This window comes from Pseudomonas quebecensis, assembly GCF_026410085.1.
Classification (GTDB): domain Bacteria; phylum Pseudomonadota; class Gammaproteobacteria; order Pseudomonadales; family Pseudomonadaceae; genus Aquipseudomonas; species Aquipseudomonas quebecensis.
Genome location: NZ_CP112866.1, coordinates 2,538,521 through 2,555,027, shown reverse-complemented (window position 1 = coordinate 2,555,027; position 16,507 = coordinate 2,538,521). Strand labels below are relative to the sequence as shown.

16 protein-coding genes and 2 pseudogenes are annotated in these 16,507 nt (G+C 60.2%); 6 read left to right on the top strand and 12 right to left on the bottom strand.

Features of this window, described 5'->3' with window-relative positions; all coding sequences use genetic code 11:
* Positions 1-61: 61 nt before the first annotated feature.
* From OSC50_RS11930 to cyoA, 6 genes and pseudogenes are all read right to left on the bottom strand, one after another.
* Positions 62-322, bottom strand: coding sequence for a hypothetical protein (locus OSC50_RS11930; protein WP_266249364.1), 261 nt, complete (start codon positions 320-322; stop codon positions 62-64).
* A gap of 58 nt (positions 323-380) precedes the next feature.
* Positions 381-551: pseudogene (locus tag OSC50_RS11925) on the bottom strand (con-10 family general stress protein); the annotation flags it as partial.
* A 229-nt stretch (positions 552-780) separates the two neighbouring features.
* A complete protein-coding gene (gene cyoD / locus OSC50_RS11920; RefSeq protein ID WP_266249366.1) occupies positions 781-1,119 on the bottom strand; it encodes a cytochrome o ubiquinol oxidase subunit IV in 339 nt (112 codons plus the stop codon).
* A gap of 1 nt (position 1,120) precedes the next feature.
* Positions 1,121-1,735, bottom strand: coding sequence for a cytochrome o ubiquinol oxidase subunit III (gene cyoC, locus OSC50_RS11915; protein ID WP_266249368.1), 615 nt, complete (start codon positions 1,733-1,735; stop codon positions 1,121-1,123).
* A 2-nt stretch (positions 1,736-1,737) separates the two neighbouring features.
* On the bottom strand, positions 1,738-3,711 hold the full coding sequence (gene cyoB, locus OSC50_RS11910; RefSeq protein ID WP_181079450.1) for a cytochrome o ubiquinol oxidase subunit I: 1,974 nt from the start codon (positions 3,709-3,711) through the stop codon (positions 1,738-1,740).
* Between the two features lie 2 nt (positions 3,712-3,713).
* On the bottom strand, positions 3,714-4,643 hold the full coding sequence (cyoA, locus tag OSC50_RS11905; protein ID WP_253507641.1) for a ubiquinol oxidase subunit II: 930 nt from the start codon (positions 4,641-4,643) through the stop codon (positions 3,714-3,716).
* Between the two features lie 313 nt (positions 4,644-4,956).
* Here cyoA and OSC50_RS11900 point away from each other — a divergent pair, with 313 nt between their 5' ends.
* Positions 4,957-5,271, top strand: a complete 315-nt coding sequence (locus OSC50_RS11900; RefSeq protein WP_266249371.1) for a hypothetical protein — start codon at positions 4,957-4,959, stop codon at positions 5,269-5,271.
* Between the two features lie 54 nt (positions 5,272-5,325).
* Here the strand turns inward: OSC50_RS11900 and OSC50_RS11895 are convergent, their stop codons facing one another.
* Positions 5,326-6,495, bottom strand: coding sequence for a zinc-dependent alcohol dehydrogenase (locus OSC50_RS11895; RefSeq protein ID WP_266249373.1), 1,170 nt, complete (start codon positions 6,493-6,495; stop codon positions 5,326-5,328).
* Positions 6,495-7,328 carry an SRPBCC family protein gene (locus OSC50_RS11890; RefSeq protein ID WP_266249375.1) on the bottom strand — a complete coding sequence of 278 codons (834 nt, stop codon included), beginning with the start codon at positions 7,326-7,328 and terminating at the stop codon, positions 6,495-6,497. The genes OSC50_RS11895 and OSC50_RS11890 overlap by 1 nt, the downstream gene beginning before the upstream one ends.
* A gap of 365 nt (positions 7,329-7,693) precedes the next feature.
* Here OSC50_RS11890 and OSC50_RS11885 point away from each other — a divergent pair, with 365 nt between their 5' ends.
* Both OSC50_RS11885 and OSC50_RS11880 read left to right on the top strand, forming a co-directional pair.
* Positions 7,694-9,877, top strand: a complete 2,184-nt coding sequence (locus OSC50_RS11885) for a PAS domain-containing sensor histidine kinase (RefSeq protein ID WP_266249377.1) — start codon at positions 7,694-7,696, stop codon at positions 9,875-9,877.
* Complete coding sequence (locus OSC50_RS11880) at positions 9,874-10,236, top strand: response regulator (protein WP_266249379.1); 363 nt, start codon at positions 9,874-9,876, stop codon at positions 10,234-10,236. Before OSC50_RS11885 ends, OSC50_RS11880 begins: the two co-directional genes overlap by 4 nt.
* A gap of 130 nt (positions 10,237-10,366) precedes the next feature.
* Here OSC50_RS11880 and OSC50_RS11875 read toward each other — a convergent pair whose 3' ends face one another.
* On the bottom strand, positions 10,367-11,116 hold the full coding sequence (locus OSC50_RS11875; protein ID WP_253507682.1) for an SDR family NAD(P)-dependent oxidoreductase: 750 nt from the start codon (positions 11,114-11,116) through the stop codon (positions 10,367-10,369).
* 98 nt (positions 11,117-11,214) lie between these two features.
* Between OSC50_RS11875 and OSC50_RS11870 the strand changes: the two genes are divergently transcribed.
* Complete coding sequence (locus tag OSC50_RS11870; RefSeq protein ID WP_266249382.1) at positions 11,215-11,574, top strand: winged helix-turn-helix transcriptional regulator; 360 nt, start codon at positions 11,215-11,217, stop codon at positions 11,572-11,574.
* Positions 11,575-11,642: 68 nt separating this feature from the next.
* Here OSC50_RS11870 and OSC50_RS26185 read toward each other — a convergent pair whose 3' ends face one another.
* On the bottom strand, positions 11,643-12,368 hold the full coding sequence (locus tag OSC50_RS26185) for a methyl-accepting chemotaxis protein (protein ID WP_434085308.1): 726 nt from the start codon (positions 12,366-12,368) through the stop codon (positions 11,643-11,645).
* A 132-nt stretch (positions 12,369-12,500) separates the two neighbouring features.
* Positions 12,501-13,256: pseudogene (locus OSC50_RS26180) on the bottom strand (MCP four helix bundle domain-containing protein); the annotation flags it as partial.
* Positions 13,257-13,414: 158 nt separating this feature from the next.
* Here OSC50_RS26180 and OSC50_RS11860 point away from each other — a divergent pair.
* Together OSC50_RS11860 and OSC50_RS11855 are read left to right on the top strand one after the other, a co-directional pair.
* A complete protein-coding gene (locus tag OSC50_RS11860; protein WP_266249385.1) occupies positions 13,415-14,623 on the top strand; it encodes a multidrug effflux MFS transporter in 1,209 nt (402 codons plus the stop codon).
* Positions 14,624-14,723: 100 nt separating this feature from the next.
* Entirely contained in the window at positions 14,724-15,581 is an 858-nt protein-coding gene (locus OSC50_RS11855; protein WP_253507692.1) for an SDR family oxidoreductase, read from the top strand.
* Positions 15,582-15,589: 8 nt separating this feature from the next.
* Here OSC50_RS11855 and OSC50_RS11850 read toward each other — a convergent pair whose 3' ends face one another.
* Positions 15,590-16,504 carry a site-specific integrase gene (locus OSC50_RS11850; RefSeq protein WP_181079439.1) on the bottom strand — a complete coding sequence of 305 codons (915 nt, stop codon included), beginning with the start codon at positions 16,502-16,504 and terminating at the stop codon, positions 15,590-15,592.
* Positions 16,505-16,507 lie beyond the last annotated feature (3 nt).

Below are 16,507 nucleotides of genomic sequence, written 5' to 3'. Positions count from 1 at the left end.
AGTGATAAGACTCGGCAATATAAGCAATCAGCGTTCAGTTGGCGCGCAACAGCAGTAACGCTCAAGAACTGCGTTCACACACCGGCAGCATTCTGGATTCTCTTATGTTCGTTTCAGCCTGTGCTGGAGTTTGCAGACGCTCATAACAACCGCGCACCGATTCTTCACGTTTGGCGGGATCGGTTTGTTGTCGTTCAACGTTCGGCTGGGCCGCAGTGGGCACCGCCGGATGCAAATGCGGGTTGATGAATGTTTCCGGTTGCGCCTCGGCAGGTTTGAGGCACTGCAGCTCGTCTTGCCGCGAATCGGTAGCCGCGTTCATGACGGTTCCTCGGTGGGGAGAATGAAAGGGGGCAGCCAGGCTGCCCCCCAGCGCTGTGTCACGAAGACTGGCGGCCACCGCCGTGGCTGCTCTGACCGCCTTTGCGGCCGGCTTCGGACGCTTTCTCACGATCATTGGCGAAGTTACCGCCCGAGTTCTGGCCGCCTTTTTTGCCGGCTTCGGCAGCCTTCTCGCGATCGTTGGCGAAGTTGCCTGGGTTTTTATTACCTGTAGTCATGATAGCTCTCCTGTATCAAATAACTTTCGGTTTGATTGCCCATTGCTGTAACGGACATATATTCCGATAACCGCGAAGCGCCAAATGCTCTAAAAATTTCAAAGTGTCCCGATGAGTGGTTAATGGCTCGATAAAACTTGTACAAATATCGAATTGTTAAGCCGCTTCGTATAACTTTCCTGGCCGGATGATGGCTATTTAATAGATGTTATCCACTGCTTCAGTGCGCCAGCATGTTGTGGTGAATGCTGTTCATGATCCATAGCGACAGCCCCACCAGCAGAACAATGATGATCACCGAAAAGATCAGCGCAATAAGGTTCCAGCGCTGTTCCTGAGCTGTGTCCAGGTGCAGGAAATACTTGAGATGGGCGAAGACCTGTACCACGCCCAGGGCGATTACCGCCCATGCGGTTATGTGGCGGGGCAGTGACGGGTACATCACCAGAGCGAAGGGAATGACGGTCAGGACCACCGAGACGATGAACCCGATCATGTACGACCGGCTACTGCCATGGCTGGTGCCGGCGCTGCTGTGAATCTGACTTTGTTTGTACATGTCACACCACTCCCAGCAGATAAACGACGGTAAATACGCAGATCCACACCACATCGAGGAAGTGCCAGAACAGGCTCAGGCAACTCAGGCGTGTGGTGTTGGTGCTGGTCAGCCCGCGCTGCCAGACCTGGGCCATCAGTACGGCCATCCAGACCAGCCCGGTCAGTACGTGCGCACCGTGAGTGCCGACCAGCGTAAAGAACGCCGTCAGGAACCCGCTGCGACTCGGCCCATAGCCTTGTGCGATCAGGTGATGGAACTCGTTGATCTCCATGCCGATGAATCCGCAGCCCAGCACAAAGGTCACCGCCAGCCATCGCAGCACGTGCGCGGAGTCGTTGCGGTTCATGGCCAGCATGGCGTAGCCATAGGTGATGCTGCTTACCAGCAGCAAGGCCGTTTCAGCGAGCACATAGGGCAGTTCAAAAATATCCACCGTGGAAGGGCCGCCCGCGACGCTGTCGCGCAGCACCGCGTAGCCCGCGAACAGCGTCGCAAACAGGATGCAGTCGGTCATCAGGTAGATCCAGAAGCCGAAGACACTCAGCGAGCCGGCGTCCTCGTGCCCTTGCTCATGGTTATGAGCAATGTCTTTTTCGATCACGATGTTGGACATGATCAAGCCTCCGCCAAGTCTTTGAGACGCGCTTTCTCGATACGCGCCACTTCTTCGGCCGGCACGAAATAATCGATGTCATCGTCATAGCTGCGCACAATCACCGCGACGATCGACGCAACCAGCCCGACGATCGCCATCCACCAGATATGCCACACCAGGGCGAAGCTGCAGATCAGGGCGAATACGCTGATCACCAGGCCCGACGAGGTGTTGCGCGGCATGTGGATGCTGCGGTAGTCGGTGTGTTTGAGCGTGCTCACGGCGCGTTCTTTCATGCCCCAGTACGCATCCAGGTCGTCGACCTTGGGCTGTTCGGCAAAGTTATAGAACGGAGGAGGGGAGGCAGTGGCCCATTCCAGCGTGCGGGCGTCCCAGGGGTCGCCGGAGAGGTCGCGGTAGGCGTGGCGGTTGCGAATGCTCACATACAGTTGCAGTGCCTGCGCCGCCACGCCGCAGAGGATGATGCCCACGCCGACCAATTCCAGCATCAGCCAGGGGCGCCATTCCGGGTTGTTGAAGTGGTTGAGCCGGCGCGTCATGCCCATGAAACCCAGCACATAGGACGGCATGAACGCGAAGTAGAAACCGGTCAGCCAGCACCAGAAGGCGATGCGTCCGAGCCTGTCGTTGAGCCTGAAGCCAAAGGCCTTGGGGAACCAGTACGTCAGGCCGGCCATGTAGCCGAACACCGCGCCGCCGATGATCACGTTATGGAAGTGCGCGATCAGAAACAGGCTGTTATGCAGCAGGAAGTCGGCACCGGGCACCGCCAGCAATACACCGGTCATCCCGCCGATGCTGAACGTGACGATGAACCCGAGCGTCCACAGCATCGGCGTTTCGAAGCGCACGCGCCCGCGATACATAGTGAACAGCCAGGTGAAAATCTTTACCCCGGTCGGCACGGCGATGATCATCGTCATGATGCCGAAGAACGCATTGACGTTCGCTCCCGCGCCCATCGTGAAGAAATGGTGCAGCCAGACGATGAATGACAGGATCGTGATCGCAATCGTCGCCCACACGAGCGAGGCATAGCCGAACAGCCGCTTGCTGCTGAAGGTGGCGGCGATTTCCGAGAAAATCCCGAACGCAGGCAGGATGAGGATGTACACCTCCGGGTGGCCCCACGCCCAGATCAGGTTCACGTACATCATCGGGTTGCCGCCGGCCTCGTTGGTGAAAAAGTGCATGTCGAGGTAGCGGTCCAGGGAGAGCATGAACAGGGTCGCGGTGAGGATCGGGAAGGCGGCCAGGATCAGGATCGAGGTGCACAGCGCGGTCCAGGTGAATACCGGCATCTTGAACAGGCTCATGCCTTCGGTGCGCATCTTGAGGATGGTCACGAAGAAGTTAAGCCCGGTCAGCAGCGTGCCGATCCCCGATATCTGCAGTGACCATATGTAGTAATCGACGCCGACCCCGGGGCTGTAGGCGAGCCCGGACAAGGGCGGGTAGGCGACCCAGCCGGTGCGGGCGAATTCGCCCACGCCCAGCGAAATGTTGACCAACGCCGCGCCAACCACGAACAGCCAGAAGCTCAGCGCATTGAGAAACGGGTACGCCACATCGCGCGCGCCGATCTGCAGCGGCACGACGATGTTCATCAGGCCAACCACGAACGGCATCGCCATGAAGAAAATCATGATCACGCCGTGCGCGGTGAAGATCTGGTCATAGTGGTCCGGCGGCAGGTAGCCGGGGCCGCCGCTCGCGGCCATGGCCTGCTGGGTGCGCATCATGATGGCATCGGAGAAACCGCGCAGCAGCATCACCAGGGCCACGATGATGTACATGCAGCCGATCTTCTTGTGATCCACCGAGGTGAACCATTCGCGCCACAGGTAGCCCCACTTGCGCTTCCAGGTGATCGAGCCGACCAGTGCCAGGCCGATCAGGCCGACGACGGCCAGGGTGTACATGACGATGGGTTCGGTGGTGGGAATGGCGTCCCATGACAGTTTTCCAAACATTGTTAACGCTCCTCAGCCGCCAAACCGGGTTGGTGATCGGTACGCACGCCAGTGCCGTCCCGTTGCGCCTGACTGCGCGGAGTCCTGTTGGCTTTGTTCATGCCTTCATATTTGTCGACGATGTCCAGGAACATGCGCTCCTGTACCTGCGAGTAATAACTGACCGGATGCCGGGTCGAGGGCTTGGCCAATGCCGCGTAGCTGGCCTGGTCCAGCCGTTGCGGGGCTTTCCTCACCTTCGCCACCCACTGCTCGAAATCGGACGGGTTGAGCGACAGCGTCGAGAAGTGCATGTCGGAGAACCCTTCGCCGTTATAGTTGGCGGCGATACCACGGAACTCCCCGACCTCATTGGCAATCAGGTGCAATTTAGTCTGCATCCCCGCCATGGCGTAGATCTGGCCGCCCAGCGCGGGGATAAAGAACGAGGTCATGGCCGCGTCGGAGGTGACCGTGAAGCTCACGGGGGTATTCACCGGCATCGCCAGTTCATTGACCGACGCGATACCGAGGTCGGGGTAGATGAACAGCCATTTCCAATCGGTGGCCACCACTTGCACGTTCATGTGCGGCACATCCGAATCGAGTGGGCGATACGGGTCGAGTGTGTGGGTGGTGACCCAGGTGACCCAGCCCAGCAGACAGATAATGACGAACGGCACGCCCCAGACTACCGCCTCGATCTTGTGAGAACTGGCCCAGCGCGGCGAGTAACGCGCCTTCTTGTTGGTGGCGCGATAGCGATAGGCGAACACGAAGGTCATGACGATGACCGGCACCACGACCAGCAGCATGAGGCCGGTGGCCAGGATGATGAGGTCCCGCTCATCCCGCGCAACGGCGCCCTTGGGGTTGAAGATGATCAGGTTGCAGCCCGCAAGTAAAAAACTGGTCGCGAGATACACCAGGCAATACCCAATAGTTCGCTTCATACATGCTCCTTTACTGACGCCGATCCTTGTGTGATGCGAGCACTACGGCGTGCCAAGTTGAAAACCACGCGAGCAAAATGCCGTCGCCGCCAGCGGTCGGCGACGCAAGAGAGGCCATTAGCGTCGGCCTCGATTTTTTTGAATAAGGGCTCCCACGTTGGTTTAACAAAATGTTACGCAAGCTGACGAACGGTTGAACGAGCGAAACGGCGGGGCGCCTGGGCCGGGCTATGCTCAAGTGGCCCTCAATAAATACCGGGCCCTCCAGCCGATATTCGGGTCTTCGGGTGGGCATTCAGTGCGGGAGAACGACATGTTTATTCGTGGCGAGACTTATAAAACCTGGGCGGCCCAGGACCGGGCCGAGACGTGCTTCAGTCAGGAAGTAGAAAACGGCTGTCACATCGACGTTCGCGCGCGGGAAGCGCAGACGGGGGATATCGAGGTGTTTATCAGTGTCTACACGGCCACCGGCGAAGCGGTGCAGGAGCGGATAAAACGGCTGCCCGGCAGCGAATGGGCGATTGACGATGCACTCAAGCGCGGTATCGACCAGGCCGAACGCATTGCCGGCGGCGAGTCAGGTCGGTTGCCGTGTGCCGATGCCCACGTTCATGCCGACGAGTAGGGCTGCGCATAACCGGGCGCAGGCGGCGGTCGCCTGCGCCCCGGCCGTTACGCGTCAAGGCTTGAACACTGCACGCAGGCACTGATCGGTCTTTTCCTTGAACCATTGATAGCCTTGCGCGCCGTCTTCCAGGCTCATGGGGTGCGTAAGCAGATAGGACGGATCCAGCTCGCCTTTCTGTATGTGTTCGAACAGGGTTGGCGCGTAGCGCTGGCCCGGCTGCTGGCCCGATTTCAACGTCAGCGCCTTGTTGACGATGGCGCCCATCGGGAATTTGTCGAGCAAGCCGCCGTAGACACCCACCACCGACACCGTGCCGCCTTTGCGGCAGGCGCGAATCGCTTGTCTGAGCACCGTGCCTCGCTCGGTGTGCAGCCTGAGCATCTGCTTGGCCTTGTCATATGCGTAGTCGATCTCGGTACCGTGCGCCTCCATGCCAACGCAATCGATGCAACGATCCGGACCGCGCCCGCCGGTGAGTTCCAGCAGTGCTTCATGCACGTTGGTCTTTTCGTAATTGATCGTGACGGCCTTGCCGTGCTCCTGGGCCAAACGCAGGCGATCCGGGAAACGGTCGATGGCGATCACCCGTTCAGCGCCCAACAGATAGGCGCTGCAGATGGCCATCTGGCCGACGCCGCCACAGCCCCAGACAGCGACGGTATCGCCTGGCTGGATGCCGGCATTGTCGGCGGCGAAATAGCCGGTCGGCGCAGCGTCGGAAACGAATACGGCCTGTTCGTCGCTGACGCCCTCGGGCACCTTGAACAGGTTGACGTCGGCGAACGGCACCCGGATGTAAGTGGCATGGCTGCCGGGATAACCGCCGAAGGCATGGCTGTAACCGATGATGCCGCAGCACGGCTGGCCGTACATCAGGTCGGTGGCCGAGGGGTTGGGGTTGGAGTTGTCGCAGCAGGAGAAATCGCTGCGCTGGCACGGCTCGCAGTTGCCGCAGCCGATGATGGAGATGGTGATGACCTTGTCACCCTTGCGCAGGCCAGTGACGCCCGGGCCCACCTCGACGATTTCGCCCATGAATTCATGACCGATGATATCGCCCGGTTTCATCGCCGGAACGTAGCCGCCGAGCAGGTGCAGGTCGGAGCCGCACACGGACGACAGGGTGACGCGAATGATCGCATCGCGCGGGTTGAGGATCGACGGATCGGGGACGTTGTCGATCTGCAGTTTGTTCGGGCCTTGCCAAGTCAGTGCGCGCATCAGTGAATCCCTCCTTCGATTGCCACGCCGGTTTTCACCGTCGCGTGATCGGTGGCCACCTGCTCGGTGCTGCCGTGCACATAAAAGAAAACATCGTCGTCCTGGGGGCGCAGCCGGTTAGTACTGACCTCGCCGGTTTCCAGCTGCTGCTTTAGCGCCTGCAGGGCATTGAGCAATGCCTTGTCGCTGAACATGCTGAATGCGCGCGCCAGGCCATAGCCCACGCGCCCCATGGTCGGCTTGCAAACGACGATAGCCTTGACTTGAGTGCCTCGGCCCGCGGGCGCGGGTGTCAGCGAAACTGTGACGTCGTGCTCCCAAAGGGCGGTTCCGGAAGTCTTCCAGTGCAGCTTATCGGTCTGGGCGGTTTCGGTCTGGACCAGTGTCCAGTGCAGGCGTCGACCGCCAGGCGCGCGGATCGTCCAGCGCGTGGTGCCGGGGGCTATCAACTCGACGCTGTCGATCCAACGCAGCAGCGGCCCGAGATTTTCGGGGCCGCTGATAAACCGGCGAATGTCATCCAGCGGTCGATTGATGGTAATGCTGCGCGTAATCGCCGCGCTGATCGGCCAGTGATGTTCGGCGCTCCATTGCTGCTCCAGGGGAGTTGGCGTCAACGCCTGCTTGAGCGCGCAATGACCGACGGCGCCGCGATAGACGCCATAGGCACCCGCCGCGGCCTCCAGAACGCCGGGCAAGCCTCCCGTGCGCCAGCCATGAAACAGTAGCGCGGCGCCGGTCGTGAACGAGAGCGCGCGTTCGACCGTGTTCATCGCACCGCGTTGGTCGATGTCCCGGTGTGTGTGAGTCGCTATGAGCGGATCGTCTGCCATGATGCGGTCCTCCATCGGTGTGTTTTCGATAGAAAAATGCAGGCCGTTCGAGGTTCAACTGTATTGAGTTGCGGCTGGATGAAAGGTACCGGGCGGGGCAGAGGCGCAGGGAAGCGCGCAATCATGCGCACTATTAGTATTTACCGCCATGCTGACCCGTAATCCTCAAGCTTGAAAGGATGCGTGCGATACAGCTCGCGCCACTAAGCTTTACTTAACTAACGCAACCCATAGCGATCCAGTGTCTGTTAGCCTCAGAAAAATGAAATTAATCCAAGGCATGCCGTTCCAGGACATACACTCCGTGGAGCGCCAATGGCGGTGACACCCGAAGCGTTTCAATACAGGTGCATTGAGGATCAAGCATGTTGAAGGTCGACGAGTTCCCCGCAGACACTTGCGAACCCAGCGAGTACGACAGCCTCCTCGCGATGGGGACACGCTCGCTCGATGCCATTCCGGGGGCTATTTACCTCTGTGACCGCGATGGTTGGCTCGTCAGGTTCAACAGCGAGGCGGCCACTCTGTGGGGGAGAACGCCTGTTCTGGGTGAACAGGGAGACCGCTTCTGCGGCTCGTATCGGCTTTACACCACCAGCGGCATGCCGTTGGCGGTTGACGAGTGCCCGATGGCTTCAACGCTCAGCGCGGGCTTGTGTGCGCGCAATCAGGAAGTCTTGATTGAGCGCCCGGGCGGTTCGCGATTCGTAGCACTCATGAGCATTCGCACGCTGCGAGACGGGCATGGCCATATCCAGGGCGCAATCAATTGCTTTCAGGACGTGTCGGCGCACCACGCATTAGCCGAAGAACTGCGGCGCAAAAGCGCCGACCTTGAAGACTTTTTCGAAAACAGTGCCGTTGGCCTTCATATTGTCAGCGGCGAGGGCGTTATCCTGCGCGCCAACAAAGCGGAGTTGGCGCTGCTGGGCTACTCAGCGGAGGAATACATCGGTCGCCACATCACCGAATTCCATGTGGATGAGCCCGTCATCGGCGACATCCTCAACAAGCTTGGCAGTGGTGATTGCCTGAACAGTTACCCGGCGCGTCTGAGGGCCAAGGACGGCAGCATCAAACATGTCGCGATTACCTCCAACGGGCGATTTGAGGAGGGGAAATTCTTCAATACCCGTTGCTTCACCATTGACGTTACCCGTGTGTATCACGCCGAAACCGAGCGTCAGGAGAGTGATGACCGGTTGGCGGCGACTTACGAGGCGGCCACCATCGGCATTGCCGAAGCGGGAGAGGGCGGCCGCCTGCTGCGGGTCAACGACGCGTTGTGCAACATGCTCGGTCGAACTCGCGAGCAACTGCTGGCGATGACCTTTCTGGACTATACCCACCCTGACAGTGTGGAGCAGGACGCGGCTTTATATGCACGCCAGGTGGCGGGGGAACTGGACCACTACGTGTTGCGCAAGCGGGCCGTTAAGCTCGATGGCCAGCCGCTTTATCTGGATGTCTACAGCTCGTCGGTAAGAGCACCGGATGGCAGGTTCCGCTATGGCGTGCGGGTTGTCCAGGACGTCACGCTCACCCGCGAGATGGAGAATCGGATACGTGACAGCGAGCGGCACATGCGCAATCTGCTGGAGGCGTTGCCGGCGGCTGTCTATACCACCGACGCCGAAGGGCGCATTACCTTCTATAACCGCGCGGCCGTCGAGTTGTCGGGGCGCACGCCGCAACTGGGCGACCTTTGGTGCGTCACCTGGAAATTATTCAATACCGACGGCACCTATCTGCCTCACGACCAATGCCCGATGGCCGTGGCACTCAAGGAAAACCGGCCCATACGCGGCGTGGAGGCCATTGCGGAGCGGCCGGATGGCAGCCGCGTGCCGTTTGCGCCTTATCCAACCCCTCTGCACGATGCGGACGGAAACCTGATCGGCGCTATCAATATGCTGGTGGATATCAGCGAACGGAAACAGGCGCAAGAGCGCCAGAAAACCCTGATTGATGAGCTCAATCACCGGGTCAAGAACACCCTGGCCACGGTCCAGTCCCTGGCGGCCCAGACTGCACGCAATGCGCAGGATGCCAGGGAAGGGTACACGCGGTTCGAAGCCCGGCTGCTGGCATTGTCGCGGGCCCACGACCTGCTGACGAAGCAGCATTGGGGCCTGACTCCGCTCAGCGCGCTGGCCCATGACGTACTAATGCCAGTATTGGGCCAGGAGCCCGAGCGCGTCCTGATCGCCGGCGATGCCATCCACGTTGATACCCGTGTCGCCCTGAACTTAACCATGACCCTCAACGAACTGGCGATCAACGCGCTTAAATACGGCGCAATGTCCACCGAGACGGGAACACTGTCAGTGCGCTGGAGCATTCAAGCGCAACCGAGTGGCGCGCTGCTGACCGTGGACTGGCGCGAACAGAACGGCCCCTCAGTCGCCACGCCGGAACGTGAAGGCCTGGGCTCTCGCCTGATGAAGCGCTGCATCGAACGCGATTTAGGTGGTTCTTTTGAACTCGACTTCGCCCCTGAGGGCGTGCGCTGCCGCTTTTCCTTTAGGGTTGCCGAGGCTAAACCATGACCGTGTTTTCCGGAATCAGCGTGCTGCTGGTCGAAGACGAGAGTGCCATTGCCATGTTGATCGAAGAGATGCTCGAAGACTTGGGCTGCACGGTGGTTGCCTCCGTGGCCCAGCTTGCGAAAGCGCTGCAGATTGCAAAGGTATTGGAGGTCGACCTGGCGATTCTCGATGTGAACCTGGCCGGAGAACGGGTTTTTCCGGTGGCCCAGGTCCTGCGTGAGCGACACATTCCGTTCCTGTTCAGTACCGGATACGGCGCCAGCGGCGTGCCGGGGGAGTTCGCCGATTGCCCGGTGTTGCATAAACCGTTTGCGCAGAAAGACCTGCAGTTGCAAATGGCGGTGGCGTTGAAGCGTTAGGGGGCAGGTTTGCTTGATGAGCCTCTATAGCGTGATATATGATTTAACATAATATACATTATGCGTAATACGATGTTACATAATTAGAGGCAGTGCCCGTCACATTTCAACGGGCAAAACCCTTGCAGTGTCAAACCTGAGCAAATCCTCCATCCACGAACATCTCGCTGCCGGTCATGAAACTGCTCTCGTCCGACGCCAGGAATAATGCCGCCGCCGCAACTTCTTCAGCCTGGCCAATGCGGCCCAGCGGAATCTGCCCGGTCATGTCGTCGATGATCGCGTCCTTCTGGCCGGTGCCGCTCAATGCCAGGTCCAGGCCGGGTGTCGAGATCGGTCCGGGTGAAATGACATTGACGCGAATGCCGGTGCCTTTGAGGTCCAGCGCCCAGCTCCGGGCGAAATTGCGCAGCGCGGCCTTGGTTGCGCTGTAGACGCTGAATGCCTGTGTGCCCATGGTGCCCGTCGTCGAACCGGTCAAGATCACCGAGCCGCCGGCGCTCATCAGTGGCAGCGCGTTCTGCACCGTGAACAGTGTGCCTTTGACGTTGATGCCGAACGTGCGGTCGAAGGATGCTTCCGTGATCGAACCGATAGGCTCGAAATCGCCCAGGCCCGCATTGGCGAACAACACATCAATCCGACCCTTGGTGGCCTTGATCTGCGTGAAGATGCGTTCCAGGTCATCCAGTTTCGAAATATCACCCTGGATGGCGATAGCGTTCGGGCCGATCAGGCCCAGCGCCTTGTCCAGCTCTTCCTGCCTGCGTCCAACGATGACTACCTGCGCGCCTTCCTTTGCAAAACGAATCGCACTTGCCAGGCCGATGCCGCTGTTGCCGCCGGTGATTACCGCAATCTTGCCGTTAAGCCTGCTCATGGTGAACTCCCAGATGTGTGGAAACACAACTGTAGATCCGGGCTATTCTTTTGAATAGTATGCACCTTTTGGTAAGTACCCTATGGAGTGCCCGAATCATGGCTAATACGTCGTTCAACTGCGGCCTTGAGGCTGCGCTCGCCGTGATCGGCGGCAAATGGAAACCGCTGGTGCTCTACAACCTGGCGAAAAATGTCCATCGCTACGGCGAATTGCGCCGCGCCATCGGTGGCGTGACTGACAAAGTGCTGATTCAGCAACTCAAGGAGTTGGAACGCGACGAGATCATCGTGCGGATCGACTTTCAGGAAATACCGCCCAAGGTCGAATATTCCCTGACGCCGTTCGGCGAATCCCTGGCAAACGCGCTGAGCACCTTGTGTGTCTGGGGCACCGAACACATGCAGACGGTGGAACGTATCAGTCAGCGCCGCGCCACCGCCCTCGCCCATTCTTGAGCGCAAGACACCGATAGCCAACTCAACTAAATGACTATTTAGTTGAGTTATATCAATAGGTTACGGTCCTATAGCTGAAACCGGTCCACCGACTGCGACAGTTTGCCCGCCAGGTTCGACAGCTCGTCCGTCGTCGACGCGGTCTGGCCGATCACTCGACTGTTGCTCTCCGACATGCCGGCAATCATCTCCACCTGGTGGGAGATTTCATTGCTGGCCAGGCTCTGCTCACTGATGGTGCGCGAAATGTCATGCACCAATTCCGTCGTGTTGAGAGTCGCCTGCAGTATCTCGCGAATGGCGCGCTCCACATCGGCGGTGACGGCCATGCCTTTATCCACTTGAGCGACGCCCTCCTCCATGCTGGTAACCGCTTCCCGCGTGCTTTGCTGGATGCGCCCGACCATGCTGGCGATTTCCTGGGTCGACGCACTGGTACGCCCCGCCAGGCTGCGCACTTCATCGGCCACCACTGCAAAACCGCGCCCTTGCTCCCCGGCCCGCGCCGCTTCGATCGCAGCGTTGAGCGCCAGCAGGTTGGTCTGATCGGCGATGCCTTTGATCACCTGGATGATGCTGTAGATCGCCTCGGAGTCTTTGTCGAGGGTGCGGATCACCTGGGCCGATTGCTGGGCGGAACGGGCGATCCCGTCCATGTCACTGACGACTTGATGTATGACTCGCCCACCGTCCTTGGCCAGGGCCTCGGCCTGGTTGGCCATGTCCAGTGCGTGCCCGGCGTGGCGGGTGATTTCTTCGATACTGGCGGTCATTTCGCTGGCGGCGGCGGCCATGGTGCTGGCGGCTAGACTTTGTTGCTGGCTGCTGTTGGCGACTTCATGGCAACCGTGACTCAGTTGCTCGGTGACGCCCGTGATGCCATGGGCATTGCTGCGCACCACATCGATCATGCCGCGCAGGTCACGCTGCATGGTCGCCAGGCTGCGGATCAGTGAACTGGCTTCGTCATTGCGCCGCGGCTCGGCGATGGTTTCGCTCAAGTTGCCCCGCGCGATGCCGGCGGCGATCCGGCTGGCGGACTGCAACGGGCCCATGATGCTCAGCATCACCCAACGGCCTTGTGCCAGGAGCAGCAACAAGCTGGCGAGCAGTACGATGCCCAGGGTGAAATTGGCGTTGCGGATGGTCTGTTGCGTGCTGGCGCCGGTCTGCTGGGTATTGCTTTCGATCAGCTCGCTCAGCGTCGCCAGTTGATCTTCCAGTTGAGTGAACGCCTTATTGAACGTCTCCAATTCACCGCGAGCGGCTTCCGGGTTATCCAGGGCCAGCGCGACGATACGTTCGGCGGCGCTGATGTAGGTATCGAGCGCGGGCTTGGTGCTTTCCAACTTGGTCCGAAGCGTCTCGTCCAACGGCAGCTTGAGGTTCTCCGCCAGCATCTGGCGAAAATGCTCCGCGTGCTCCTTGAGCGAACTGCTGACCTCGTCCTTGCTGCTGGTGCTCTTGCCCAGTCCCACCAGCATGGCGGACAACACATCGGCGCGCAGTGCGTCGTGCATCATGTCCGCTTCCATGTGGTTACGCAGCACCGTCATGCTGACTTCATTGTCGCGTACAGCGTCGCTCATCCGTGCGTTCCCCAGATAACTGACCAGGCTCATGAGCATGGCGGTCAACAATCCGGTCCCAATCAACAGCATCAAGCGTAGTTTGATCGTCATGCGGGTATCCCTGTGCCTGGAACGCCGGTTGAAATGCCAACCGCCTGAGCGTCGTTAGTACCGTTATCGGCATCTCGTTCCTGTTATTGAAGCCTAAGTTTGCGTATCTGCGCGGATACCTTAAGCTGGCCGGCCTTTGCTCGGCCCGGAACCGCCCCATGTCTCGTCGTATTGCCCATCTCGCCCTGCTGCTTGGATTGATTACCGCCATCGGCCCATTCGCCATCGACAGCTACCTTCCCGCCCTGCCCACCCTCGGCGCCAGCCTGCAGGCGTCACTGGCGGCGGTGCAGATGAGCCTGACGGTGTTCTTTATCGTGATCGGCGTGTGCCAGCTGTTTTATGGGCCGATCAGCGATGTGTTCGGGCGCAAACCGCCGATTTACGCCGGCCTGGTGATTTTTGCCGTGGGCAGCGTCGGTTGCGCGCTGGCGCCGACGATCGAAGTGCTGATCGCGTTTCGCGCAGTACAGGCGTTCGGTGCCTGCGCCGGCATGGTGGTGCCGCGTGCCATCGTGCGTGACCTGTACACCGGCCACGAAGCGGCGCGGCTGATGTCCCTGCTGATGCTGGTGATGAGTGTTTCACCGATCCTTGCGCCGTTGGCCGGCAGCCTGGTGATTGCGCTGTGGAGCTGGCGTGAAGTGTTCGCCGTGCTCGCGGTGGTGGCCGTGCTGTGCCTGGTGATGACCGCTGTACAACTGCCTGAAACTCACCCGGCCGAGCGGCGCCTGGGCAAGACCCTGGCCGGTGCGTTCAGCAGTTACGGCGCCTTACTGCGCGATCCGGTGTTCATGGGGTTGTCGGTGGTATGCGGCTTCGGGCTGGCCACGTTCTTTGTGTTTATCGGCAGCGCACCGTTCGTGTACATAGAACACTTCGGCCTGACGCCGACCCAATTCAGCCTGGCATTCGCCCTCAACGCCGCGTCGTTCTTCGCCATGAGCCAACTGACTGCGCGCCTCAGCGCACGCTTTGGCCTGGCCCCGTTGATTCGCGGCTCGGTCATCGGCGTGGCGGTGGTGATGAGCCTGCTGGCAATTACCACACTGTGGTCCGGCAGCCTGGCGTTGATGATGTCGCTGCTGTTTATCGGCTTCGGTTTTCTCGGCCTGCTGCTGCCGGCGGCCGGCGTGCTGTCCATGGAAGACCACGGCGCCGTGGCGGGCTCGGCCTCGGCGTTGCTCGGCGCGATTCAGATGATCACGGGCGCAGTGTGCATGAGCCTGGTAGGCGTGTTCGCCGATCACACCCCGGCGCCGATGCTGATCGGCATTGCGCTGTGTGCGGTTGCGGCGCTGATCACCGTATTGTGGACCTTGCGCCGCTTGCCGCCGCACTTGGCGAGCGCCCCACCCTCCTCCTGAGCGGTACCATTCGTCGGGCTTGGCCGGCATCCATTACAACTATCGCCGGCCATGAAACTACTAATCCCATAGCACCTTTGGAAACCTATGGAGATTGGAAATGACTGACTATCCACGCCCACCTTTCGCTCCCCAGGCGCAAAACGTGCCCGGCACTCAGAAGAAAATGGACCCGTACCCGGACTGCGGTGAACAGAGCTACAAGGGCTCCGGCCGCCTGGCCAACAAGATCGCCCTGATTACCGGTGCCGACAGCGGCATCGGCCGTGCGGTCGCTATCGCATTTGCCCGAGAAGGCGCCGACGTGGCCATCGCCTACCTGGATGAGCATGACGACGCCAAGGAAACCGCGCGTTGGGTCGAAGAAGCCGGCCGCCAGTGCCTGCTGCTGCCCGGTGATATCGCGCAAAGAGCCACGTGCCAGGCGCTGGTGGACAAAACCGTCGAACAGTTCGGCCGTATCGACGTGCTGGTCAACAACGCCGCGTTCCAAATGAGCCATGAAACCCTCGAGGAAATCGAGGACGAGGAATGGGTCAAGACCTTCGATATCAACATCACCGCGATGTTTCGCATCTGCAAGGCCGCGCTGCCGCATATGAAGGCCGGCAGTTCGATTATCAACACCACGTCGGTCAACTCCGACATGCCCAAGCCGACGTTGCTGCCCTACGCCGCCACCAAAGGGGCAATTGCCAACTTCACCGGCGGCCTGGCGCAGATGCTCGGCAGCAAGGGGATTCGCGTCAACAGTGTCGCCCCTGGCCCGATCTGGACCCCGTTGATCGTGGCGACCATGACCGATGAGGACGTGCAGAACTTCGGCAGCGAAACCCCGCTGGGCCGCCCCGGACAGCCGGTGGAAGTGGCACCGATCTACGTGCTGCTGGCCTCGGACGAAGCCAGCTACATTTCCGGCTCGCGCTATGCCGTCACAGGCGGCAAACCGATTCTGTGACCGCTGCGCTACAGATCAAAGCGATCCACCGCCCGCCGCCGCTCATTGTCGTCGCGCACGTCATAGCTGGCGGTGGTCTGGATATTGGTGTGGTGCGCCAGTTTCTGTGCGATTGACAGGTCATGCTCCTCAATCACTCGCGTGATGAATGAACGACGAAAGTCGTGGGGCATGATCTTCACCCCCACCTGCTCCCCGCGCTGACGGGCAATGTAGTAAATCGCATGCTTGGTGATACGTTCCCGAGTGATATGGCTGCCTCGGCGAATACGGTTGAACAGGAAGTCGTCGTCCTGCTCGCCCGGTTTGAGTTGCTGGCGGCGAAAGTCCAGCCATGCCTGCAATTTGGCAAAGGCCCAGTCCGGGGCGTATTTGACCAGTTCTCTGTTGCCTTTGCCGATCACCCGCAAACTGCGCTCGGTAAAGTCGATCTGCGCAAGGTCGAGGTTGACCGATTCCGACTTGCGCATGCCTGAACCGTAGAGAATCCCGATCACCGCGGCATCACGCAGGCCCTGCGGGCGTGGGTCGGCGGCGCAGACTTCCATCAGTTCGCGGATCAATGTGCGCCGCAGGTTGCGGCCCTGGCCCAGGCGCGTACCGGCGGCAGCCTTGACCGTGCGCATCTTCAACAGGTGTTCCTGGGTGATCAGGCTCATGCGCCAGGCTTCATTCATCACTCCGCGCACCGCGTTCACGTACAGCGACGATGTGTTCGGGGCGTAGCCGTCCTCGCGCAACGCTGCCACCAGGGCGATGACGTGCTCGGGCTGCAGCAGGTGCCAGTCGATATCTTCCAGGTTGATGTCCTCGAAGCCCAGGCGGTCGGCGGCATCCTGCAGCACATAGCGCATGGTCAGTTGGCTCGAGGGTGCCAGGCGGGTGAGGTAGAGGGTCAGAGGGTTGCGCAGCGACTCAGTCAAAAC